Here is a 23,005-nt window from a genome sequence, read left to right as displayed (position 1 = left end):
GGCGTCGCGGGACACGGAGCCTTGCGGCGCGCACGAGCTCTGCGTGGACCGCGGGAGCGGCATCCTACTCCAGGTCCCGAGCCGAGGAAGAGGGATGGCCTCGCCGCAGCGAGGTGCGCGCGCAGGACCGCGAGCCCGCGCACCTTCTCGCATCGTCGCCGCGCAGCGCGTCGTCGCGTCGGCGAGCGGCGAGCGGCGAGCGGCGAGCGACGAGCGCGCGGTCGGTCGGTCGACGGTCGGTCGGTCGACGGGCGCCGACGCGCGCCCGGGCGCCGTGGAGGTTTGCCCCGCTGGCAGGATCGGGTAGGTGCCGGTAACGTCGCCCGGGTGATGCCGTCCGTTCGCCAAGGGCTCCCCGCCGCGATGCGCGTCTCGCCGCTGCGCCGCTCGCTGCTGCGGCTCGCCGCCATCGGCCTCGCCCTCCTCGCCGCCTCGTGCGGCTCCGCGTCGTCCGGAGCGCCGGTCAGCGCGGAGGCGGCGCCGCCGCCGAAGCCGCGCAACGCGGCCGCGATCGCGCAGTCGATCGCCGGGGGGAAGGTCTCGGTGCTCGTCTACGGAGACAGGACCCGGGGACACCCCATCATGGCGCGGCTCGCGGGGCTCGATCTGTGGGGCCCCGTGCTCACCGGCACGGGGCTCGATCCGGAGCGGGACGTCGAGCGCGCCTTCGTCACCGCGCCGCGCGCGGACGCGGCCCACGAGGCGGTGGTCGTCGTCCAGCACAGCGTGCCGCCGGACAGGCTGGCGTCCGGCCTCGACGCGCTCCTCTCGCGCAGCCAGCCGCCAGGGACCCGGGAGAGCGGGCTCGGCGTGCCGGCGGTGCGCGTGACCATCAAGGGGCACACGCGCGTCGTGGCGACCGTGGAGCCCGACTTCCTCGTGGTCTTGCCGGTCGCGCGGGCGCGCGAGGCGCGGCGCTTCCTGGGCACGGGCGGCTTCCCCGATCCGACAGGCGACGAGGCCGCGATCGCCGCGGCGATCGACCCGGCGCGGACGCTGAAGGGACCGCGGGAGGCGCCCCGGGTGCCGCCCACCCTGAGATCGCTCGAGGCCACCGTGACGCTGACCAAGGACGGCGGCGCCACGGTCGCGCTCGACGGCGCGAGCGAGAGCCCCGAGCTCGCCGCCCGCGACGCGGCCTTCCTCAACGAGGAGATCGAGCGCGCGACCTCGTTCCGCATCGCCATCGTGACGGTCCGCGTCGTCGACCCGATCGTCTTCTTCGCCGAGGGGGACCGCGTGAAGTCGAACCGGCGCGTGACGCCCGGGGAGCTCGACAAGCTCTTCGGCCTGCTCAGCGCCGTGCTGCCGCGGTAGGCTGCCGCCCGATGCGACTCGTCAAGATCGGAATCGCCAACGTCAACGCGACCGTCGGCGCCGTCCGCTCGAACACCGACCGGTGCCTCTCGCTCGCCCGCGCGATGGCGCGCGACGACGTCACCCTGGCGGTCTTCCCGGAGCAGGTGATCGGCGGCTACGCGGCCGAGGACCTCGTGCAGTGGCCGGCGTTCGTCGCGAGCCAGCAGCGCGAGCTCCGCCGGTTCGCCGAGGAGACCGCGCAGCTCCGCACCGTGTTCGTCATCGGCGTGACCGTCGGCGTTGGAGGCGACCTCTTCAACGCCGGCGCCATCGTCCACGCCGGCCGGGTGCTCGCCTTCTCCCCCAAGGAGAAGCTGCCGACCTACAACATCTTCTACGAGGCGCGGACGTTCTCGCGCGGCATGCCGCTCATGGAGCTCGACGCCGACGGCGTGCTCTGCGGCGATCGCGTCTACGCCTTCGATTTCGGGACGATCGCCGTCGAGGTGTGCGAGGACATCTGGTCGCCCGACGGCCCGATGCGGCGCCGCTGCTACGCCGGCGCCGAGATCGTCTGCAACATCTCGGCGTCGCCGTTCCGCGCCGGGGTGACGGGCACCCGGCGCGAGATGATCGCGACCCGCGCCTCGGACAACCAGTGCACGATCGCCTACGCGAACCTGGTCGGCGGCAACGACGGGCTCGTCTTCGACGGCGGCGGGTTCATCAACCAGAACGGCCGGCCGATGCTGGAGGCGCCGCGGTTCCGCGAGGGGTTCTCCGCGGCCGTCGTCGACCTCGACCGGACCACCCGCTGCCGCCGCGAGGCGAGCACCTGGCGCAGCGATCTCGAGGAGTTCCGCCGCGCCTCCGCGCGCATGGTGCAGGTCCTCCGGATCGACGGGGAGACCGCGGGCCGCGCGCGCCTCGCCTACCCCGCCCCGCCGGCCGGCACGACGCCGTTCCTGCCCTCGGCGGCGCTGCCCGCGATCTCCGCGCGCGACGAGCTGCTCGACGATTTCTACGAGGCGCTCGCGCTCGGCGTCGCCGACTACTACCGCAAGATCGGCGCCTTCAAGAGCATCGGCCTCGCGCTCTCGGGCGGCCGCGACTCGCTCCTCACGCTGCTCGTCGCCTGGCGCGCGGTGCAGCTCATCCACCCGGGCCTCGAGGGCGCGGCCCTGCGCGAGCGGATGGGGGCGTCGCTGCACGCGTTCTTCATGCCCTCCCGCTACTCCAGCGACGCCACGCACCGCGCCGCCGCGCAGATCGCCGACGATCTCGGGGTGTCGTTCGCGGTCATCCCGATCGAGGACGCGTTCCCCCGGGAGCTCGAGGCCGCCCAGGCGATGGTCGGCGAGGGCGGGCAGCTCACCGAGCTCACGAAGCAGAACGTGCAGGCGCGCATCCGCGGCGGGCGCATGTGGAACTGGGCGAACACGAGCGGCGCGCTGTTCCTGCAGACGGGGAACATGAGCGAGAAGGCGCTCGGCTACACCACGGTGGGCGGCGACCTCGAAGGAGCGTTCAGCGTCATCGCCAACCTGCCGAAGACGGTGGTCATCGCGCTGCTCGAGCGCCTCTCGCAGCGCTTCCGCTTCCAGGGCATCCAGCAGACGCTCGCCACCACCGCCGGGCCGGAGCTCGCCGAGAACCAGTCGGGCGAGGCCGAGCTCATGCCGTTCGAGGTCCTCGACGCGTGCCTCCACCTCTACGGCGCCGAGAAGCTCGCCGCCGACGAGGTCGCGGCGGCGCTCCCGAGCCTGTTCCCCGACAAGGACCCCGCCGCGCTGCGGGCCTGGGCCGAGAAGTTCGCGACGCTGTTCTCGAGATCGATCTTCAAGTGGGTGCAGTCGCCCATCGCGATCCACCTCGGCTCGCTCGATCTCGACCGCGAGCGCGCGCTGCAGCTGCCCGTGGTGCAGCGGACCGAGTGGAAGGGCGGCTGAGCCCGACGCCAGGGCGCGGCCGCCGCCCTGCGCCGCGCGATCGGCGCTTCGATCCGCGGCGCGCGGCGCGTCGGCGGGCAGCGCGTCAGTTGGCGGCCTTCTCGACGGAGGCCGGGGGCCCCTGCCTGCCGTCCTTCCCGTCCCTCGAGGCGATCTCGATCCCGTCGTGGCCAGCGGCCATGCCTGGAGCCACGGCCGTCACGGCGGGGCGGATCGAGCCGTCCGCTGAGAAGCGCTCGAGATCCTCGGTGACGCGGCGGAGATAGGCCTGCTTGATGTGGAACGGCAGGAAGGCGCTCTTGAAGCCGGCCACGATGGTCGCCTTGATCTCCTTCAGCCCGAACCCCATCTTCGTGTGGCAGTGCCAGAGCTCGTGGGACACCGTCGTGTCGGTGACGAGCCGGTTGTCGGTGTTGACGGTCACGCGCAGGCCGAGGCTCTGGTAGAGCTTGAGCGGGTGCGAGGCGAGGTCGCGCACGGCGCCGGTCTGCACGTTCGACGACGGGCAGCACTCGAGCGGGATGCGGTGATCGTTGATGTAGTGGAGCAGGTCGCCGTCCTCGCGCAGGCGGCAGCCGTGGCCGATCCGGTGCGCGCCGCAGACGTGGAGCGCCTGCGCGATCGACTCGGGGCCGTACGCCTCGCCGGCGTGGATGGTGCAGTTGATGTTGTTCTGCCGCACGAGCTGGAACGCGGCCTTGTGGTGCTTCGCCGGGTGGTCGTACTCGGCGCCGGCCAGGTCGAACCCGACGACGCCGCGGCCCTTGTACGCCACCGCGAGCTCCGCCATCTCCAGCGACGACTCCGGCGAGATGTTGCGGATGCCGCAGACGATGACGTTGCTCTCGATGCCCAGCGCGTCGCGCGCCGTCCTGAGCCCGGAGAGCACCGCCTCGACCACGCTCGTGAGCCGCAGGCCGAGGCGGGTGTGCAGCATCGGCGAGTAGCGGACCTCCATGTAGCGCACGTTCTCGCGCGCGGCGTCCTCCGCGAGCTCGTAGGCGACGCGGTGGAGGGCCTCCTCGGTCTGCAGGACGCGCAGCGTGATGTCGAACGCCTTGAGGTACTCGACGAGCGAGCCGCAGTTCTGGCCCAGGTTCATCACCCTGCGCAGCTCCGCCGGCTCGTACGTGGGGAGCTCGACGTGGTGGGTGCGGGCGAGCTCGATGATCGTCTCGAGGCGCAGCGAGCCGTCGAGATGGACGTGCAGATCGGTCTTGGGTAGTTGCCGGAAGAACTCCAGGGGGAGCTTGCCGGCTAGCTCGGGATGATCACTCATGAGCTATTCTGTCACCCGGCGACCAGCCGCGAAAGGCAGCGCAGGGCGCGACGTCGCTCACGATCGCTCTGGCGAGGACGAGGAGGGCGCGGCGCCGCCTTCGCCCGCCGCGCCGCGCGAGCGATCCCTTCCGCCCACGAGCACGGCGACAGCGGCCGCGCCGAAGAGGGCGACGAAGAGCCACGGGAGCGGCAAGCTCATGTCGTCCCCGGCGGCCTCACGGCGCAGCGCATCGCGGATCCGCTCGGGGTTGTACGCCACAACGAGCCGCCGGCCGACGTAGGTCGTCGGGAGCCCGCGCGCCTCCATCCGCCCATACAGCGCGACGTCCGCGTCGATGGCGGCCTGGGTCTCGGGCGCGGCGAGGCAAGCCGCGAGCTCCGCGGCGGAGAGGCCGAGCGGCGAGAGGACGGACGCGACGCGCTCGTCCGTGAGCTTGCTGGGCGACGCGCTGTAGAGCAGCGCCGCGGCCTGCTCGCGCTTGTCCTCGGGCGTGCAGACGTAGGCCTTCGCGGCGGGGAGCGCGCCGGGGTGGATCGGGAGCGGCACCATCTTGCGCACGTGGCGCACCCTGTCGCCGTAGGGTTCCTCGATCTTGCTCAGCTCGGGGTGCAGCCTGCGACAGAAGGGACACTCGAAGTCGGTGAAGGCCACGATCGTGATCTTGCCCGGCTCCTGCAGCGCCGCGAGCTCCGGCGGGAGCGGCGGAATGACCGGGTGGCTGCCCCAGAGGAACGGCAAGCCGATCGCGGCCGCGGCGGCCGCGCCCCACACCGTGACGCCCAGCGGCCCGCCCTGGGCAGCGCGCTCGAACGCCCTGGCCGGCATGCGCCGCGCCTGCCGCGCGACGAGGGCAGACGTGATCGCCGCGGCGAAGGCCGCGAGATCGACCGCGATGCACCACGCGCAGAACGCGCCGATCACGAAGCTCTGGAGCCCGAGGAGCACCGCGGCGGCGAGGCCGCCGACGGCCGAGGCGGCCGCGATCGCGGCGTGGTGCCAGCGCGCCCGCGCGAGCAGCGAGGCGGTGAGGAGCGTCGTGAAGGCGGTGAGGCCGAGGTTCGGCAGCGGGACGCCGAGGAAGCGGCTGTACGGCGAGATCCTGACGGCGAAGCACCCCGACGTGACGCCGCAGAACGCGGGATCGCCCGCGTTCTGGTACTCGACGACGAGCGCCGCGCTCGCCGCGATGGCGACGAAGAGCGCGAGCCGGAAGAGCGTGACGAGGAACCGGGCGCGCCCAGCCTGCCGCTCGTCGCTCGAGGACAGCGACGCGGGCGCCTCGGGGCTCGCCTGAGGCGCCTCCGCGCGCCCAGGCCGTCCGTCGCGTCCTTCACGTCCTTCACGCCGGTCGCCGGCCGGACGCACCGCGAAGACGTTGCCCCTGCCGGCGAGGGCGACGAGGAGCACCAGCGCGAGGAGCAGGGCGATCGAGTTCAGCAGCATCGGTCGTTGCGGGTGCGTTGCAGGTGGAGGAGGGGTGGGTTCGAGGCATACCGGACCCGGGCGGAGACAGCCAGCGCGAGGAGACTCGTGCTAGTCGAGTTTCATGCGTTCTTCATCTCGCGGAGATCCCCCGACGACCGGCTCCGGCGCGCGCCGCCGGGAGGCCGTGGTCGACCTGCTGTCCTCGTTCAAGCGCGCCCTGCACGCGAACGAGATCGCCGAGCGCCTCGGGGTCGAGCCGAGCCGCTACGCGAAGCTGCAGCGGCTGCTCGAGGAGCTGTCGCTGGAGGGCAGCATCGTGGCGCTCCCCGGGCAGCGCTTCCGCACGAGCCAGAAGCAGGTCGAGGCGCGCGGCGCCGAGCGCGAGGGGACGCTGACGGTGCACCCGCGCGGCTTCGGCTTCGTGGCGCTCGGAGGGGCGGCCGAGGACGTCTACATCTCGCCCGAGGCGATGGGCGGCGCGCTCCACGGCGACACCGTCGTCGTGCGCGTCTCGACCCGCTCGCGGCGCGGCGTGGAGGGGGAGATCGTCCGGGTCGTCAAGCGGCGCCACGCGCGCGTGGCGGGCGTGCTGCGGCGGCGTGGCAGGAGCGCGTGGCTCGAGCCGGACGACGGGCGCGTCCGCGGGCCCATCGTGATCGTGCCGCGCGAGCCGGGCGGGCCGCTCGTTCCGCCCGACGCGGAGGACGGCGCCGCGGCGGTCGTGTCGATCGCCCGCTTCCCGGACCTGGCCGAGGAGAACCCGGAGGGCGTGCTCGAGGCCGTGCTGGGGACGCCCGGCGACCCGAACGTGGAGGTCGCCAAGATCCTGGTGCGCGAGGGGATCGAGGAGGAGCACGCGCCCGAGGCGATCGCCGAGGCCGAGGCGTTCGGGGGCGAGGTGCCGGCCGAGGCGCTCGAGGGGCGCACGGACCTCACCCACCTGCCCATGCCGACGATCGACCCCGAGGACGCGCGCGACCACGACGACGCGGTGTGGGTGATCCGCGAGGAGGACGGCTCGTACCGCGCCTGGATCGCGATCGCCGACGTCTCGCACTACGTGCGGCCGGGCACCGCGCTCGACCAGGCGGCGCTCGCGCGGGGCAACTCGGTCTACCTGCCCGATCGCGCGATCCCGATGCTGCCGCGGGCGCTGTCGTCGAACCTGTGCTCGCTGCTGCCGGGCGTGATCCGCCTGTGCCTGTGCGTCGAGGTCGAGCTCGACGCGACGGCGACGGTGCGGCGGGCCCGCGTCATCGAGGGGTACATCCGCTCGATCGCGAAGCTCACCTACCCCGGCGTGGCGCGCGCGCTCGGCTTCACCCCCGAGCCACCGCGCAGCCCCGAGGCCGAGGCGCTCAGGAACGACCTTCAGGTGATGTGGGACCTCGCCCGGCTGCTCCGCGGCAGGCGGATGCGGCGGGGCGCGCTCGACCTCGACCTGCCCGAGGCGAAGGTGGTGCTCGACCCGAAGACGGGCGCGCCCGTCGACGTGCAGAAGCGCAGCCACGACCCCGGCGTGGCGAAGGCCTACCAGCTCATCGAGGAGATGATGCTCCTCGCGAACGAGACGTGCGCGCAGTTCGTCGTCGACCAGGGCATCCCCACGGTCTTCCGGTACCACGCGCCCCCGGACCAGGCGAAGCTCGAGCGCTTCGCGACGATGTGCGGCGAGCTCGGGCTCGCGTTCGACCCGGAGGACGCGGCCGACCCCAAGCGGCTGTCGGTGTTCCTGAAGAAGCTCGACGCGCACCCGCAGAAGCAGGTGCTGCACATGCTGCTGCTCCGCGCGATGAAGCAGGCGGTGTACGACATCGCGAACGTGGGCCACTTCGGGCTCGCCTCGAGCGCGTACCTGCACTTCACCTCGCCCATCCGGCGGTACCCGGACATCACGGCGCACCGGGCCATCCGCGCGGTGCTGCGCGGCGAGCGCGTCGACAGGAGCGAGGCGGCCACCGAGCGGCTGCGCGAGGCGGCCATCACGGCGTCGGAGCGCGAGCGAAAGGCGATGGAGGTGGAGCGCGAGGTGGTCGACCTGCACCGCGCGCTCCTCATGCGCTCCCGGCTCGGCGACACCTTCGAGGGCACCGTCACGGGCATCGTGGGAGGGGGCGTTTACGTCAACATCGAGGATCCCTTCGTCGACGTGCTCGTCCGCATGGAGTCGCTCGGCCCAGATCAGTACGAGATCGACGACGAGGGGCTGCGCGTCATCGGCCGCCGCTCGGGGGACCGGATCGCGATCGGCGACGCGATGCTCGTGCAGATCGAGGACGTGGCCATCCTCCGGCGCGCCGTCTATGGCCGGCGCCTCGCCGGCGAGCCGGCGGCGGACGAGCCGAAGCCGCGCCGGCAGCGGCGCGACGCGGCGGACGCACGGCCCCCCCGTCGTGTCAAGATCAGCAAGAGCACCAAGCCCCTGAAGGGCATTAAGACCAGCAAGCGCACCAAGGGCGGCAAGAGCGCCAAGGTGCGAAAGAAGCAGCGGTAGCAGCCCGCCCGAGGGCTCGATTCCCTGCAGGCTTTGCCGCTCGAACGCACGAGCGCACAGCACCTCCCCAGCCACGCTCGCTCTCGCGGACAAGCGCGCGAAACCTCGTCGAAATCGTTGAGACGAACCGGCGAAACAGAACCGGTCGAACCAGTCGAAATCGTCGAAACGGCCGAGACAGCCGAGGCAAACGGCCGACCGCGGCGCTGCGAGGCGCGCATCGCCGACGCCAGATCCAAAGTCACACCCCCTCCGTGCCCCTCTGCGATTGACACCCGCTCAAAAGAGAGAGTGCTCCAGCATTTCCCTTGCGTTCAGAGAACCACTATGTTCTCAACTAACTCATTCTAGGAGAGAGGTAACCAATGCCCAAGCCGACGTATCCCGCTTACAACGCTGGTGACTTCCTGGTCGATTACGAGGAGAAGGTCTTCGAAGACGTCAAGGCGAAGCCGGGAGAGAAGGCGCTGGTTACCTTTCACACGGTGGCCTTCGAAGGGTCGATCGGCCTCGTCAACGTGCTGACGGCGATCCGCCTGCAACGTAAGGGGTTTGAGACATCCATCCTGCTCTATGGGCCGGGCGTCACCCTGGGGCTCCAGCGCGGCTTCCCCAAGCTCGGCAGCGAGGCGTTCTCCGGGCACCTCGCGGTGAACCAGCAGATCGGCCGGTTCATGGAGGAGGGCGGCAAGGTGTACGCCTGCCGGTTCGCGCTGCAGGCGCTCTACGGCCACGGCGAGCACGCGCTGATCCCGGGCATCAAGCCCATCAGCCCGCTCGACGTGCTCGACATCCAGCTGATCCACCGCCGGGACAACGCGTTCATGGTCCACTCCTGGACGCTCTGATCCGAGCGCGGTCCATGGAGTTCAACCGCAAAGTCCGGGCGGCTGCGGTGCAGGCCAGTCCCGTCCTCGGCAGCCGGGACGGGACGACCGAGCGAGTCGTCGCCGCGATCGCCAGGGCCGCGAAGGAAGGCGCCGAGCTGTGCGTCTTCCCCGAGGCGTTCGTCCCGTATTACCCGTACTTCTCCTTCGTGCTCCCGCCGCCCGCCATGGGGAAGGAGCACATGCGCCTTTACGACGAGGCGGTCACCGTCCCCGGCCCGGTGACGCGAGCCGTGGCGGCCGCCGCGCGCGCGCACGGGGTGGTCGTGGTGCTCGGCGTGAACGAGCGCGATCACGGGACGCTCTACAACGCGCAGCTCGTCTTCGACAGCGACGGCTCCCTGGTGCTCCACCGGCGCAAGATCACGCCGACCTATCATGAGCGCATGATCTGGGGGCAGGGCGACGGCTCGGGGCTCAGGACCGTGGACACCGCGGCCGGGAGGCTCGGGGCGCTCGCCTGCTGGGAGCACTACAACCCGCTCGCGCGGTTCGCGCTCATCGCGCAGCACGAGCAGATCCATTGCAGCCAGTTCCCCGGCTCCCTGGTCGGGCCCATCTTCGCCGAGCAGATGGAGGTGACGATCCGGCACCACGCGCTGGAGTCGGGCTGCTTCGTGGTGAACGCCACGGCCTTCCTGACGCCGGAGCAGGTCCGGGAGGTCGCTCCGAACGAGCAGATCCAGGGCGTGCTGCGCGGCGGGTGCATGACGGCGATCGTGACGCCCGAGGGCGTGCACGCGTGCCCGCCCGTGACCGACGGCGAGGGGATGGCCGTCGCTGAGCTCGATTTCGCCCTGATCACGAAGCGAAAGCGGATGATGGATGCGGCGGGGCACTACGCCCGGCCCGACTTGCTGCGGCTTTGGATGGATACGGCGGAGCGCTCGATAACGCTCGGCGCGGGCAGCCCCAAGGCCTCCTCCCTTGCCCCTGCGGCGGTGGACCATGGATACCCAGACGCTGATCACCGAGCTCCAGTCGTTCGGCCTGAGGCTGGCTGAAGCCCCCGAGGGCGCCCCTGAAGCGGGCGCCGCGCCCCCGCCGGAGCCCGCCTCCGGCGAGGCCTCCGGCGAGGGCGACGGCCGCCGCGCGGCGTGGACCTCGCGGCGCGGCGGCGCGGGGCCGACCCAGCACGTCGCGGCGACGCTGCGCGGGGCCACGGTGATGATCCCGATCCACACCGACCAGGCGGCGGCGTCGCCGTTCGTCGCGCGGCTCGGGCGCGACGGCGCGGGGACCGTGGAGCGGGACGGCCAGGAGCTCGCGCCCATCGCCCTCGTGAAGACGCCGCGCTTCTACGCCCTCTCGACGAAGGACGGCATCCCCTACCCCAAGATCGCGCTGCTGCACGGGGCGGACGTCCTCGCCTCGACGGTGCTCCAGACGTGCATCCGGTACACGGAGCGCGAGAAGGCCTGCACGTTCTGCGCGATCGGGCAGTCGCTCGCGGCGGGGCGCACCACCGCGAAGAAGACGCCGGAGCAGCTCGGCGAGGTCGCCGAGGCGGCGGCGCGGCTCGACGGGGTGCGGCACGTGACGCTGACCACGGGCACGCCGCGGTCGGCGGATCGCGGCGCGGCGCACCTCGCCGACTGCGCGCGCGGCATCAAGGCGCGCGTCGATCTGCCGGTGCAGGCGCAGTGCGAGCCGCCCGACGATTTCGCCTGGTTCGAGCGGATGCGCGCCGCCGGCGTCGACAGCCTGGGCATGCACCTCGAGGCGGTCGAGGACGAGGTGCGCGCGGCCGCGATGCCGGGCAAGGCCGAGGTGAGCGTGGCCCGCTACTTCGAGGCGTTCGAGGCGGCCGTGCGCGTGTTCGGGCGCGGCCAGGTGTCCACGTACCTCATCGCGGGGCTCGGCGACTCCCTGGCGTCGCTGCTCGACGCGAGCGAGCGGCTCATCGCGCTGGGGGTCTATCCGTTCCTCGTCCCGCTCGTGCCCATCCCCGGGACGCCCGGGGCCGATCGCGCGCCGCCCTCGGGGGACTTCATGCGGGCGCTCTACGAGCACATCGGCCCGCTGCTCGCGCGGGCGGGGCTGCGCTCGACCGACGTGAAGGCGGGCTGCGCCCGCTGCGGCGCCTGCTCGGGGCTCTCGGGCTTCGAGGCAGAAGGCCGGGCCGCGGTGCGGTCGGGATCCGGCGCGGCATGGACATCAACCTCGGAGAGCTCCGATGACGCCACGTTACAGCTTCGAGCTTGTGCAGAGCAGGGACACGTACCTCGAGTACCTCCGCTTGCGCCGGGCCATCTTCTGCGACGAGCAAGGGCTGTTTAAGACCACCGACGAGGACGACTGGGACGCCTCCGCGTTCCCCATCGCCGCCCTGGAGCACGGGGCGCCCGGGGGCCCGCGGCTCGTCGGCACCGTGCGCATCTACGAGGCGGAGCCCGGCCTCTGGTACGGCGGCCGGCTCGGCGTCGAGCGCGCCCACCGCAAGCAGGGCGTCGTCGGCCGCGGCCTCGTCCACAAGGCGGTCACCACCGCCCACGGCTGGGGGTGCCACCGGTTCCTCGCGCTCGTCCAGGCGGCCAACGTCCCGTTCTTCGAGGGCATCCACTGGCGCTCCCTCGAGGAGCGATCGCACCGCGAGCGGCCGCACCACCTGATGGAGGCCGACCTCGACAGCTACCCGCCGAGCGACGAGCCCCGCCCGCCGCCCGGGCAGAGGTTCCGCTGATGCTCGGCGGCGTCGCGGCCGAGCTGCGCGGCGCGATCGGCGTCCTCGCGAAGCGGGACGTGCAGATCCCGGCGCGGTACCTGTCCGGCGCGCCGGGCGCGGCCGGCGCGGCGCTCGCGGCCAGCGCGGGCGACGCGGCGGGCGCGGCCGGCTCCGTCGAGCGACCCGCGGCGCTCGGCGACGACTGCGCGGCCATCCCCGACGGAGACGGCTACCTGCTCCTCGCCGCCGAGGGGATCTGGCCCGCGTTCCTCGAAGGGGACCCGCGGTTCGCCGGCTACAGCGCCGTGATGGTCAACGTCAGCGACGTCTACGCGATGGGCGGCCGCCCCATCGCCGTGGTCGACGTCGTCTGGGGGACCTCGGCCGGCGCGCTGGAGCCGGTCTGGGAGGGCATGGTCGCCGCGTCGCGCGCCTATGGCGTGCCGATCGTTGGAGGGCATACGAGCGCGCGCAGCCCGTACAACGCCCTCGCCGTGGCCATCGCGGGCCGGGCGCGGCGGCTCATCACGAGCTTCGCGGCGCGCCCCGGCGACGTGCTCGTCGCGGCGATCGATCTGCGCGGCGAGATGCACGCGGAGCACCCGTTCTGGAACGCCTCGACGGGCGCGGATCCGGCGCGGCTCCGCGGCGACCTCGAGGTCCTGCCCGCCCTCGCCGAGGCGGGCCTGTGCGACGCGGGCAAGGACATCAGCATGGGCGGCGTCGCGGGGACGCTGCTCATGCTCCTGGAGACGTCCGGCGCCGGCGCGGTGCTCGATCTGGAGGCCGTCCCGCGGCCGCGCGACGTCCCGCTCGCGCGCTGGCTGCTCGCGTTCCCGAGCTACGGCTTCCTGCTCAGCGTGCGCCCCGGGGTCGCCGGCGAGGTGCTCTCGGCGTTCGCGCGGCGGGGCATCGCGAGCGCGGCGGTCGGCGCCGTCGACGGCTCGCGGCGGCTCACCCTCCAGGCCGCCGGCGAGCGGCAGACGCTCTGGGACCTCTCCGCGGAGCCGCTCACCGGGCTCGCGCGCGAGGGCGCGCGATGAGCGCCCGCGCTGCCTCGGGCGCGCCGCTCTCGGTCGCGCTCCTCACCTACTCGACCAAGCCGCGCGGCGGCGTCGTGCACACGGTCGAGCTCGCGGAGGCGCTCCACGACCTCGGCGTCTCGGTCTGCATCTACGCGCTGAACAAGGACCAGGGCGGCTTCTACCGCGCGCCGCGCTGCCCCTCGGTCCTCGTGCCCGCCGCGCCCCCGCCGGCGGGGATCGACGCGGTCGTGAAGCAGCGCATCGCGGAGTTCGAGGACGGGCTGCGCCGCCTCGGGGCGCGGCACGACGTCTGGCACTCCCAGGATTGCATCAGCGCGAACGCGCTCGCGGCGCTGCGCGCCGAGGGGCGCGTCCCCCACTTCCTCCGGACGGTGCACCACCTCGACGACTACGACAGCCCGTACCTGCGCGCCTGCCAGGACCGCTCCGTGCGCGAGGCCGACGCGTGCCTCGTGGTCAGCGAGGCGTGGAGGGAGGCGCTCCGGGCCGAGCACGGCGTCGACGCGGCGATCGTCCCGAACGGCGTGAGCCTGCGCCGCTACACGGCCACGCCCGACGAGCGGGACGCGGCGCTGCGCGCGCGCCTCGACGCCACCGGATCGCCGCTCTTCGTGACCGTGGGCGGCGTCGAGCCGCGCAAGAACTCGATCGGCCTGCTCAAGGCGTTCCTGTCGGTGCGGAAGCGGCTGCCCGGAGCCCAGCTCATCATCGCCGGCGGAGAGACGCTGTTCGACTACGAACCTTACCAGCGCGAGTTCGAGGCGATCGCGCGCGAAGGCGGCGTATGGCCCTCGCCTTCGGGCGCGTCGCCGCCGCCGCTCGTCCTCGCGGGCGTGCTCCCCGACGCGCTGATCCCGCCGCTCTACCGGCTGGCCGACGCGTTCGTCTTTCCGTCCGTCCGCGAGGGGTTCGGGCTCGTCCTGCTGGAGGCGATGGCCTCGGGGGCGCCGGTGGTGAGCTCTGCGCAACCTCCCTTCACCGAGTTCCTCGCCGACGGCGAGAGCGCGCTGCTCGTCGATCCCTCGAGAACAGACGATCTCGCCGGCGCAATGGAGGCTATCCTGGACGAGGGCGTGAGGCGGCGCCTCCGCGCCGCGGGGCTCGAGACCGCGGCCCGGTACACGTGGGATCGTTCGGCCCGCATCGCGGCCGGCGTGTACCGCGAGTTCCTTGGATCCCGCCAAACCTAGAGCGAGCGACGTATGCCGGAGATGCGCTTCGTTATCGAGTGGCCGAGCGGCGAGCAGCAGGTCTGTTACTCTCCGTCGCTCGTCGTGAAGGAGCACCTCGACGTCGGGGAGAGCTACGATCTCGACGACTTCGTGTCGCGTTGCCGGACGGCGCTCGATATCGCGAGCGAGCGGGTCTTCAAGAAGTATGGGTTCCCCTGCAGCCTGGCGCGGGCCGAGGCGGCGCGCATCGCGAGCGCGGCCGCGCGGTTCCACGGCCGGAGCGGGGCCAAGGTCCGGGTCCTCAGGTTCGTCGAGTGACGGAGTCCTCAGGTTCGTCGAGTGACGGAAGGAGCAGGAGATGGTGACGAAGTCGAAGATGGAGCGCCTCCTCAGCGAGCGCCAGTTCCTCGTTTCCGCCGAGCTGACGCCCCCGCGTCACTACGATCTGGAGAAGTTGCTGAAGCACGCCCGAAATATGGCGGGTTGTGTGGATGTGGTGCAGATCAACGATCACCTGCTCTCGCAGGCGCGCTGCGCCAACATGGCAGTCGGCCATTTCGTGAAGCAGGAGGGGCTCGAGCCGGTGCTCCAGTTCTCGCTCCGCCACAAGAACAAGATCGCCCTCCAGGGCGACCTCCTCGGGATGGCGGCGCTCGGGCTCTCGAACATCATCGTCCTCGGCGGCTACCCGTGCGCCATCGGCTCCGATCCCGACGCGAAGGAGGTGAGCGACGTCGACAGCTACGCGGCGATCGAGCTGACCCGCCGGCTGACGCGCGAGGGGAAGCTCTTCAACGGAGACGTCGTCTCGCCGGCGCCCTACTTCCACGTCGGGACCATCGATTTCCCGTGCGCGGAGCAGGCGATCGCCGGGGCGATGGACCGGCTCGCCGCGAAGATCGACGCGGGCGCGAGCTTCATCCAGGTGCAGGCGGTGTTCGAGCTCGCGTCGATGCGCCGCTGGATGGCCGCGGTGGTGGAGCGCGGGCTGCACGAGCGGGCGCACTTCATCGCGGCGATCTTCCCGTTCGCGGGCGTGGATCGGCTGAGCTTCCTGCAGAAGGTGCCGGGCCTCGTGGTCCCCGAGCACCTGATCGAGCGCGTCCGCCTGAGCGGCGACGCGGAGGGGGAGAGCTACCGGATCACGCTGGAGCTCATCCGCGGGCTCCGCGACATCCCCGGGCTCTCGGGCATCCACATGCGGTCCATCGGCGCGGAGGACTGGGTGCCCCGGCTGGTCGACGAGGCAGGCCTCCGGCGGTCGGCATGAGCCTCTCTAGCGCGGGGCTCCGCGCGCCGGACGAGGCCCGGGGGGCCGGTGCCTGGTGCCTGGTGACGGGCGCTTCGAGCAGCGCGCTCAGGCCTTGCGGGCGATCCAGAGCAGCGCGAGGCCGTTCATCCGGCGCTCGCGGCGGTCGACCTGGAGCCCTGCGCCGCCCAGCTCGCCGCCGAGCTTGTCCTCGGTGTGACGGTAGGTGACCTCCGCCGCGTCGGCCCACGCCAGCATCGCGTGGGCCGTCGACGGGTTGTACCGGTGGCCGCGCAGGTAGCCGGCCATCGCGGCGCGGCTCATCGTGGCCGCGGGCTCGAGCAGCGCCAGGCGGCCGCCCGGGCGGAGGACGCGCGCCGCCTCGGCCAGCACCGGGCCCGGCTCGGGCAGGTGCAGGAGCAGGTTCGACGCGGTCACCACGTCGAACGAGGCGTCGGGGAACGGCAGCCGCGTCGCCAGCGCCTCCCGGAACGTCACGTTGTCCAGGCCGAGCGCCTTCGCCCGCTGCGCGGCGCGCTCCACCATCGCCGCCGTCGCGTCGATCCCGATCGACTCGTGGCAGCGGCGACCCATCTCGCGGGTCAGGCGGCCCGTGCCACAGCCGAGGTCGAGGCACCGCTCCTCGACGCCCGGATCGACCAGCGTGACGAGCTCGTCGATGAGCGTCGCATAAGGGCCCTCCGCCTGCATGCGATCGAAGAAGTCGACGAGCTCGTGGAACGGGGTCGCCTGCTCTCGCGCCGCGTAGCGATCGCGCCACCGCCAGACGTCGTCGAGGGCCTGGTACGTGCCCCGGTAATACAGGAGCGGCGCGCCCGCCTCCCCCCGGCCCGACGCGAGCACGCGACCGACGTAGATGATGTGATCACCCCCGTCGTACGTGTGCTCCACCTTGCAGTCGAGGAAGGCCAGCACGTCCTTGAGGATCGGGCTGCCCGACTCGGCCACATGAGCCTCGGTGAGCACCGCCTGCCGATCGATGTCCGTGCCCTTGCCGGCGAACAGGTCCGAGAACTCCCGCTGCTGCTCCCGCAGGATGTTCACCGCGAAGACCCCGGACGCCGCGATGGCGGCGCTCGTGCGCGACCGCCTGTCCGCGCAGAACAGCACGAGCGGCGGGTCGAGCGAGACCGCGCTGAACGAGTTCACCGTCATCGCCTGCGGCGTGCCGTCCTGCACCGTGGTCACGAGCGTGACCCCGGTCGCAAACTGGCCCAGCACCTTCCGGAACTCCGCGGGATCGAAGAGCATGGGGCATAGTACGCGCTCGGCGCCCACCAGGGATCCAGGATCTGCGCGGCGCGCGCGCTGGCGCCGCGCACCGCGATGCGCGCATCCTGCGGCGCCGCCGCGCAGATCACGCGCCGGCGCCGCGCAGCGCGCGCACTGCGGAGCTCACTCGGCGTCGCGCCGCGCCAGGTCCGGCGCGAAGGCCGGTATGCAGAGCGCGAAGTACTCGCTCTCCTCATCGAACGGGTTGCTGTAGCGGACGCGCTGATCGGGCTCCGTCCAGAGGGCCTGGCCGGCCGAGACGTCGACCGCCTCGCCCGCGATCTCGGCGCGCACACGGCCGCGGATCACGAGCGTCAGCTCGCCGAACGAAGGCGTCTGCGCCGGCTCGCTCCAGCCCGGCGGGGCCACCATGTGCGCCAGGCTGAACCCCTCCGTGCCGGTGTTCACGCGGCCGAAGATCTCCTCGATGAGCTTGCCGCCAGGGACGGGGATCCGGGCCCTGGAGGTGACGAGACGGTAGGGATGCGCCATGGGGTACCTCGCGATCACATCGCGCGCGTCCGATCATCGGACACGCGGTAGAGCTGCATGAGCAGGTGACGGCCGCCGTACGGCTGCAGGTAGCGGATCGCGCCCGCCTTGCTCGCCATGAAGCGATGGTAGCGCCGCGCCGGCACGGCGATGAGATCGCCCGCGCCGACCCAGATCCGCAGCCAATCGTCGTTCGTGCAACGGATGTCGTAACAGCCCTGTCCCTCCACGAAGAGCCGCACCTCGTCGCCCAGGTGACAGTGCTCATCCGCCTCTCTCGCGCTCTCCGCCTCGTCGCGCGGCTTGCTCCCGTCGCGGCGGACATCCTCGTGCTCCGTCCATCCGCGGTCCGCGACCACGCGCTGCAAGGTGAGCGCAGCTGCGCCCGGGTCGAACGCGCCGCACTGGATCCCTTCCGCCTGAAGCTCCGCCTCGGTGGCCTCGCCCTCGCCGTCAGCTCTCATTCGGATCGCACGCATGCGCACCCCTCCGGGACTGCGCTCTTCGAACCCTGCGCGCGCGCGACGTCAAGACGCTAAGAGCGCCCCAGCAGCCACAACAGGCCAGCAATGCTGAGCGCCAGCACACCAAGCGCCAGCAGCGCAATGAGCGCCTCTGTGAAGCCCCATCCACTCCCCTGCGCCGCGCGAGACGCCGGAGCCGCTTCAGCGGGCTGCGCGAGCGGCGAACTCGTGCTCACCGAGGCAGGCGGAGGCGTCGGCGTGGAATGCGCTGCCTTCGGCTCCTCGAGCGAAGGCGGCTCGAACACCGCGTCTGGACGGAGCGGCTCACACGGGCTGCGCTCGATCTCCGCGAGCGCCTCGGCGGCCGGGTGCTCGAAGATGAGCCGATCACCCGAGATCGCGAGCACCTGTCCAGGACGCCAGATCGTATCGAACTGAGGCACTGGAACGCCGTCGAGCGAAGCGCCCGAGCGCGATCCGAGATCTTGAACCGAGAATTGATCGCCCCTGCGGGTAATGGCCAGATGACGGCGAGAGACGTCCGGGTCGTCGAGGACGAGATCGGTGTCCTTGGCGCGCCCGAGGATGTAGGGCCGCGCCGCCTCCTCGATCCGCAACGCGCGGCCGCTGTCGGGGCCCTCGACCACGACCACGCGCGGCGCCGGATCCTCCCCTTGTGCGGCGAGGCCGCGCGCGACGAGCTCGAGGGCGAGCTCCTTGGCGGCGGCCGCCGGGGCGGCCTTCGCGACCGCCGGCTCGATCCGGAGCACGAGCCACACGCGCCCGATGCGGATGCGGTCGCCGGTCTTCAGGGGCATCGCCGTGCGCAGGGCGATGCGTGTCTTGCCGAGGAACGTGCCGTTCTCGCTGCCCTCGTCGAGGAGCAGGTACGTGGCGCCCCGCTGCCGGATCGACGCGTGCCGGGGGCTCACGCTCGTGTCGGGGAGGCGCACCTCGCAGCCCTCCGCGCGGCCGATGATGACGCGGGGCGCGTCCAGCGTCAGGGAGAGCTCGCCGCCGTCCGCCTTCTCCGCCCCGCCGGGCGCGAGCACCACGATCGTCAACGCCATCGATGCTGCCTGCGCGCGAGGGGGCGGCTCGGCCTCAAATCGCCGCCGTACGACGCATCCGCTCGGAGGCGCTGAGGAGCTGGCGCACCGCCTGGTCCTGCTGCCGCGCCGCCTCCTCGATGCGCTTGCCGGCCTCGACGAGCTGCTCGCCGCCGCGCGTCTGGCTGCGGTGCGAGGTGTTGAGGCTGTTGACCATGTGCGAGATCTGCTCGATCGCGCTCGTGATCTGGCGACCGCCGCGCGCCTGCTCCTGGCTCGACCGCTCCACGTGCTGCGTGATGGTCCGCATCTTCTCGGCGCTCTTCATGATGAGCTCCGAGCCGCGCGCCTGCTCCGCCGTGGCGGCGGCGATCTGCTGCACCGTCTCGGCGATGCGCCCGATCGCGTCCGTGACCTGCTTCGACCCCTTGGCCTGCTCGACCGTGGCGCGGGCGATCGCGCGCACCATGTTGGTCGACTTCTGCGAGCTCTCGAGGATCTTCTTGAGGGCCCGCTCGGCCTCGTTCGAGACCTCGACGCCGCGGTCGACGTTGTGAGCGCCGCGCTCGACGGCGGCGATCGCGTTCTTCGACTCGGACTGGATGGTCTTGATGAGCTCGGCGATCTCCTTCGTGCTGCCGCCGGCGCGCTCGGCGAGGTCCTTGATCTCGTCGGCGACGACGGCGAAGCCCTTGCCGTGCTCGCCGGCCTGGGCGGCGATGATCGCGGCGTTCAGCGCGAGGAGGTTCGTCTGCTCGGCGACGTCGTCGATGACGGCGAGGATCTGCCCGATCGCCTCGATGCGGAAGCCGAGGTTCGAGATGACCGCCACGGCCTCCTGGCTCGACTCCTTGATGCGGTAGATCTCGCCGATCGTCTTCAGGATCGCCTCGGCGCCCTTCTCGGCGTCGGTCGCCACCTCCTCCGAGAGCCGGGCCGTCTCGTTCGCGTTCGACTGGACCTGGTCGATCGAGACGTCCATCTGGTTCATCGAGGAGCTCGTCTCCTCGGCCGTCAGCGCCAGGGCGTCGACGTTCTTCGCGACCTCGCGGATGGAGTAGGCCATCTCCTCGATCGAGGAGACCGTCTCGCGCACGCTCGACCCGAGCTCGCCGACGTTCTCGGCGACCTCCTCGTTCGTGGCCGTCATCTCGAGGATGCTCGAGCTCGACTCCTCCGCGCTCGACGCGAGCGACTCGACCGACTGCGCGATGTTGGCGAGGGCGGTCGTCATCTCGCGGATGTACACGGTCGCCTGCTCGCTCGCGTGCATGACGCTGCTCACGCCGTCGCTGAGCTTGGGCAGCAGCTCGTCGAGGAGCACGGTGGCCTGCGCCAGCTCCGAGCGGCGCTGCTTGTCGCGCAGCTCCGCCTGGGTGATCCGCTCCGCGATGCCGCTGAGCTCGGAGTAGAGGCGCGAGAGCTCGGGCGACGAGCCCGGCGGGACGCGCACCCGCTCGCCGGCGGTGGCGCGGAGCACGGCGTCCACGAGCGCGTCGACGTCGATGTCGGGGCCGCGCTGCGCGAGCTCGTTCACCTTGCGGGTGAGCGTCGAGCACTCTCGCTCGAGGGTGTCGCGCTCCTTCGCGATGCCGTCGCGGTCCCGGCTCAGGTTGTCCCGCTCCCGCTCGAGGGTGTCGCGCTCCTTCGCGATGCCGTCGCGCTCCCGGCTCAAGCCGTCGCGCTCCCTCGCGAGCTTGTCGCGCTCCTCGGCGAGCGCGTGGCGCTCCTCCGCGAGCTCGAGCTGGCGGCCGGCGATCTCGGCGATCTGCTCGTAGGTCTCGGCGACGTCGGCGGGGGCGCCCTCGGGGAGCTTGGGCCGCTTGCCCCGGGCGGCGCCGCGGAGCGCGTCGCGCAGGCCTCCCAGGGGGACGCCGCCCTTGGCCCCGAGGCTCGCGTACAGCACCGCCACCGCCGCGGAGAAGCCGAAGACCATGAACAGCTGGCCCGAGAACTCCGCCAGCCACTTCGACGCGAAACTCAGCCCGAAGCCGATGAGCGCGAGGACGGCGGCGATGGGGATGGAGAGCTGCTTGGAGTTCATTTCGTGCGTTCCAGCGCGGTCGAGCTGCGGCGCGCGCGTTGGCCGGCGCGCCAAGGGCGACCCCGAAGGACGACCGAGCGTAAGAGGCGAGTGCCCCCCGGTGCAAGGAGAGCGCGCGGCAGAAGCGCGGCGAGCTCCGGCAAGCTGCCGCGGGCAGGCGAGCCGCGAACCGAGATCTCCTGGGCAGAGGCGCAGGGGGCGGGCCCGCGCGGTTGGGGGAAACGCGATGAACTTGGACGATCTCGACCCGATGGCGTATGCACGGAGGTTGCGGCGGAGAAGGAGCCCGCCGCGGGGGCTCGGCGCGGGCGCCGATTCCTCTAGGTTCGACCGCACCGACCCTGAACACCGCCGCGGACCGCGGCGGCCGCCCGGCCGTACCGGCGGCCGCGCGGCCGGGCGGGCGTGGCCGTCCCGCCATGTCCCTCGCCGCTCGCCTCCTGCTCGCCTTCGGGCTCGTCGCGATCATCGCGACGGCGTTCGTCGGGCTGACCCTCCGCGAGGCGTCGCGCGAGATCATCGAGGGCGGCTTCGCCGAGCGGATCGACGCGGCGCATGCAGGCGTCCGGCAGCAGCTCGCGTGGGAGGCCGACGCGCTGCGCGACCTCCTGCCGCCGCTCTGCCGGCACGACACGTTCGTCGACAAGGCCCACGTCGAGCTGGAGCGCGCCAAGGGCGACCCGGACGCGATGGAGCCGGGGAGCCGCATCGCCCTCGGGCGGCTGGTCCCGAGCCAGGCCAAGGCGCTGCGCCTCGACGAGCTGTCGCTCGTCGCGGGCGACGGGAGCGTCCTGGGGGCCGAGGACGCCGCGCGCATCGGCGCGCGCGACAAGCGGCTCGCGGAGCTGATCCAGGCCCCCGGGGGCGCGCCGCGGCTCCGGCCGGCGAAGGCGGGCGGCGAGCCGTCGCTGGAGGTCCACTGCGCCCTGTCGAGCCACGGGGTGACCATCGGCCTGGTGGGGGCGCGGCGGATCGGCCCGGTCCTCGCGCGGATCGGCGAGGCGTACCATGTGCGCCTCACGGCGGCGCGGGAGGGGGAGCTCGCCCCTCGGAGCAGCGAGGCGGAGGTCGTGCGCGTCCTCCATTTCGCGGAGATCCCGGGCCTTGACGTTGTCGCGTCTGTTCCGCGCGATCCGCTGAAGCAGGCGCTCGCGCGGCTGGATCGCGCGATCGCGCTGACGGGCGCCACGGTGCTGGCGATCGCCGTCGCGATGGCCGTCGTGCTGGCGCGCAGCCTGTCGCGGCCGCTCGTGGCGCTGGCCCGCGAGACGCGCGAGGTGATGAGCGGCGCGCCGCGGCGCGTGGAGGGGCGCGGGGGGCGGGAGATCGCGGATCTCGCGGCGGCGTTCAACGCGACCATCGACGAGCTCGCGGCGATGCGCAAGCGCCTGGCCGCGACCGAGCGCATCGCCGCGCGGCGCGAGGTCGCGCGCCAGATCGCCCACGAGATCAAGAACCCGCTGGCGCCCATCCGTGCGGCGGTCGAGACGCTGCGCCGGCTCCGTCAGCGCGACGACCCGGCGTTCGACGACTACTTCGCGGAGGCGACGTCGACGGTCCTGAACGAGGTGCACCGGATCGCGAACATCGTGACCGAGTTCACCCAGTTCGCGCGCCTGCCGCCGCCGAACCTCACGCCCATCGACCTCGTCGCGGTCGCGCGCGGGGTGGTCACGCTGCACGCCGCCCCGGCGTCGGGCGAGGCGACCTCCGGCGCGGGCGCGACCTCCGGCGCGCCGTCGCCGCGCGTGGAGCTCGTGGCGGATCCGATCCCCGAGGTCTCGGCCGATCGCGATCAGCTGATCCAGGTGCTCACGAACCTGGTCCAGAACGGGCTGGACGCCGCGAGCGCCATCCGGCGCGACCCGCGCGTCTCGGTGACGATCGGCCCGCTGCCGAACGACCGCGTGCGGATCGTGGTGCGCGACAACGGCCCGGGCGTGGCTGAGGAAATGGTGCCGCGCCTGTTCGAGCCCTACGCGACCAGCAAGGACAAGGGGACGGGGTTAGGCCTCGCGATCGCGCAGCGGATCGTGTTCGAGCACGGCGGTGAGATCACCTACCGCAAGGCCAAGAAGGGGGGCGCTGTCTTCGAGATCTGGCTGCCCATCGCGGGCCCTCCTCTCCTGGAGAAGCCGCTGGGCGACACCACGGTGCGACCGCGGCCGGAGGCGCCGCGGTCGGGGGCGTGAGGG

19 protein-coding genes are annotated in these 23,005 nt (G+C 72.4%); 12 read left to right on the top strand and 7 right to left on the bottom strand.

Features of this window, described 5'->3' with window-relative positions:
* Positions 1–330: 330 nt before the first annotated feature.
* Together WMF12_RS47250 and nadE are read left to right on the top strand one after the other, a co-directional pair.
* Positions 331–1,317: a hypothetical protein gene (locus WMF12_RS47250; RefSeq protein ID WP_437856543.1), complete on the top strand. Its 987-nt coding sequence runs from the start codon at positions 331–333 to the stop codon at positions 1,315–1,317.
* An 11-nt stretch (positions 1,318–1,328) separates the two neighbouring features.
* Positions 1,329–3,248 carry an NAD(+) synthase gene (gene nadE / locus WMF12_RS47245; RefSeq protein ID WP_437856538.1) on the top strand — a complete coding sequence of 640 codons (1,920 nt, stop codon included), beginning with the start codon at positions 1,329–1,331 and terminating at the stop codon, positions 3,246–3,248.
* Between the two features lie 85 nt (positions 3,249–3,333).
* On the opposite strand, the gene add is transcribed toward nadE, so the two are convergent.
* Together add and WMF12_RS47235 are read right to left on the bottom strand one after the other, a co-directional pair.
* A complete protein-coding gene (gene add / locus WMF12_RS47240; protein WP_437856530.1) occupies positions 3,334–4,527 on the bottom strand; it encodes an adenosine deaminase in 1,194 nt (397 codons plus the stop codon).
* Between the two features lie 57 nt (positions 4,528–4,584).
* Positions 4,585–5,973 (bottom strand): vitamin K epoxide reductase family protein, encoded by a 1,389-nt coding sequence (locus WMF12_RS47235; protein ID WP_437856522.1) that lies wholly within the window; start codon positions 5,971–5,973, stop codon positions 4,585–4,587.
* A gap of 103 nt (positions 5,974–6,076) precedes the next feature.
* Here WMF12_RS47235 and rnr point away from each other — a divergent pair, with 103 nt between their 5' ends.
* The 9 genes from rnr (at position 6,077) to WMF12_RS47190 (ending at position 15,489) form a co-directional block, all read left to right on the top strand.
* Complete coding sequence (rnr, locus tag WMF12_RS47230) at positions 6,077–8,449, top strand: ribonuclease R (RefSeq protein WP_437856513.1); 2,373 nt, start codon at positions 6,077–6,079, stop codon at positions 8,447–8,449.
* Positions 8,450–8,814: 365 nt separating this feature from the next.
* Complete coding sequence (locus WMF12_RS47225; RefSeq protein WP_012241614.1) at positions 8,815–9,297, top strand: MSMEG_0572/Sll0783 family nitrogen starvation response protein; 483 nt, start codon at positions 8,815–8,817, stop codon at positions 9,295–9,297.
* A 14-nt stretch (positions 9,298–9,311) separates the two neighbouring features.
* Entirely contained in the window at positions 9,312–10,340 is a 1,029-nt protein-coding gene (locus tag WMF12_RS47220; RefSeq protein WP_012241613.1) for a Nit6803 family nitrilase, read from the top strand.
* Positions 10,285–11,616 (top strand): MSMEG_0568 family radical SAM protein, encoded by a 1,332-nt coding sequence (locus WMF12_RS47215; RefSeq protein WP_437856485.1) that lies wholly within the window; start codon positions 10,285–10,287, stop codon positions 11,614–11,616. The genes WMF12_RS47220 and WMF12_RS47215 overlap by 56 nt, the downstream gene beginning before the upstream one ends.
* On the top strand, positions 11,513–12,019 hold the full coding sequence (locus WMF12_RS47210) for an MSMEG_0567/Sll0786 family nitrogen starvation N-acetyltransferase (protein ID WP_437743260.1): 507 nt from the start codon (positions 11,513–11,515) through the stop codon (positions 12,017–12,019). Before WMF12_RS47215 ends, WMF12_RS47210 begins: the two co-directional genes overlap by 104 nt.
* Positions 12,019–13,044 (top strand): sll0787 family AIR synthase-like protein, encoded by a 1,026-nt coding sequence (locus WMF12_RS47205; RefSeq protein WP_437856475.1) that lies wholly within the window; start codon positions 12,019–12,021, stop codon positions 13,042–13,044. The genes WMF12_RS47210 and WMF12_RS47205 overlap by 1 nt, the downstream gene beginning before the upstream one ends.
* Positions 13,041–14,237 carry an MSMEG_0565 family glycosyltransferase gene (locus WMF12_RS47200; RefSeq protein WP_437856466.1) on the top strand — a complete coding sequence of 399 codons (1,197 nt, stop codon included), beginning with the start codon at positions 13,041–13,043 and terminating at the stop codon, positions 14,235–14,237. Before WMF12_RS47205 ends, WMF12_RS47200 begins: the two co-directional genes overlap by 4 nt.
* Before the next feature lie 12 nt (positions 14,238–14,249).
* On the top strand, positions 14,250–14,537 hold the full coding sequence (locus WMF12_RS47195) for an MSMEG_0570 family nitrogen starvation response protein (protein WP_012241608.1): 288 nt from the start codon (positions 14,250–14,252) through the stop codon (positions 14,535–14,537).
* A 40-nt stretch (positions 14,538–14,577) separates the two neighbouring features.
* Entirely contained in the window at positions 14,578–15,489 is a 912-nt protein-coding gene (locus tag WMF12_RS47190) for a methylenetetrahydrofolate reductase (RefSeq protein WP_437856457.1), read from the top strand.
* Positions 15,490–15,576: 87 nt separating this feature from the next.
* Here the strand turns inward: WMF12_RS47190 and WMF12_RS47185 are convergent, their stop codons facing one another.
* The 5 genes from WMF12_RS47185 to WMF12_RS47165 all read right to left on the bottom strand — a co-directional run bounded on the left by WMF12_RS47185 (position 15,577) and on the right by WMF12_RS47165 (position 20,810).
* Entirely contained in the window at positions 15,577–16,740 is a 1,164-nt protein-coding gene (locus WMF12_RS47185; RefSeq protein ID WP_437743256.1) for a flavin reductase, read from the bottom strand.
* Positions 16,741–16,884: 144 nt separating this feature from the next.
* Positions 16,885–17,253: a cupin domain-containing protein gene (locus WMF12_RS47180; protein ID WP_437547860.1), complete on the bottom strand. Its 369-nt coding sequence runs from the start codon at positions 17,251–17,253 to the stop codon at positions 16,885–16,887.
* A gap of 14 nt (positions 17,254–17,267) precedes the next feature.
* Positions 17,268–17,732 carry a 1,2-dihydroxy-3-keto-5-methylthiopentene dioxygenase gene (locus tag WMF12_RS47175; protein ID WP_437856435.1) on the bottom strand — a complete coding sequence of 155 codons (465 nt, stop codon included), beginning with the start codon at positions 17,730–17,732 and terminating at the stop codon, positions 17,268–17,270.
* Between the two features lie 56 nt (positions 17,733–17,788).
* On the bottom strand, positions 17,789–18,787 hold the full coding sequence (locus WMF12_RS47170; protein ID WP_437856422.1) for an FHA domain-containing protein: 999 nt from the start codon (positions 18,785–18,787) through the stop codon (positions 17,789–17,791).
* Between the two features lie 34 nt (positions 18,788–18,821).
* Positions 18,822–20,810 carry a methyl-accepting chemotaxis protein gene (locus tag WMF12_RS47165; RefSeq protein WP_437856410.1) on the bottom strand — a complete coding sequence of 663 codons (1,989 nt, stop codon included), beginning with the start codon at positions 20,808–20,810 and terminating at the stop codon, positions 18,822–18,824.
* Positions 20,811–21,229: 419 nt separating this feature from the next.
* Here WMF12_RS47165 and WMF12_RS47160 point away from each other — a divergent pair, with 419 nt between their 5' ends.
* Positions 21,230–23,002 carry an ATP-binding protein gene (locus tag WMF12_RS47160; protein WP_437856402.1) on the top strand — a complete coding sequence of 591 codons (1,773 nt, stop codon included), beginning with the start codon at positions 21,230–21,232 and terminating at the stop codon, positions 23,000–23,002.
* Positions 23,003–23,005 lie beyond the last annotated feature (3 nt).

Origin of the sequence: Sorangium sp. So ce363, assembly GCF_051520435.1 — a bacterium.
Lineage (GTDB): Bacteria > Myxococcota_A > Polyangia > Polyangiales > Polyangiaceae > Sorangium > Sorangium cellulosum_B.
The sequence above is the reverse complement of the archived record's forward strand: the minus strand, read 5'-3'. Positions and strand labels throughout refer to the sequence as shown.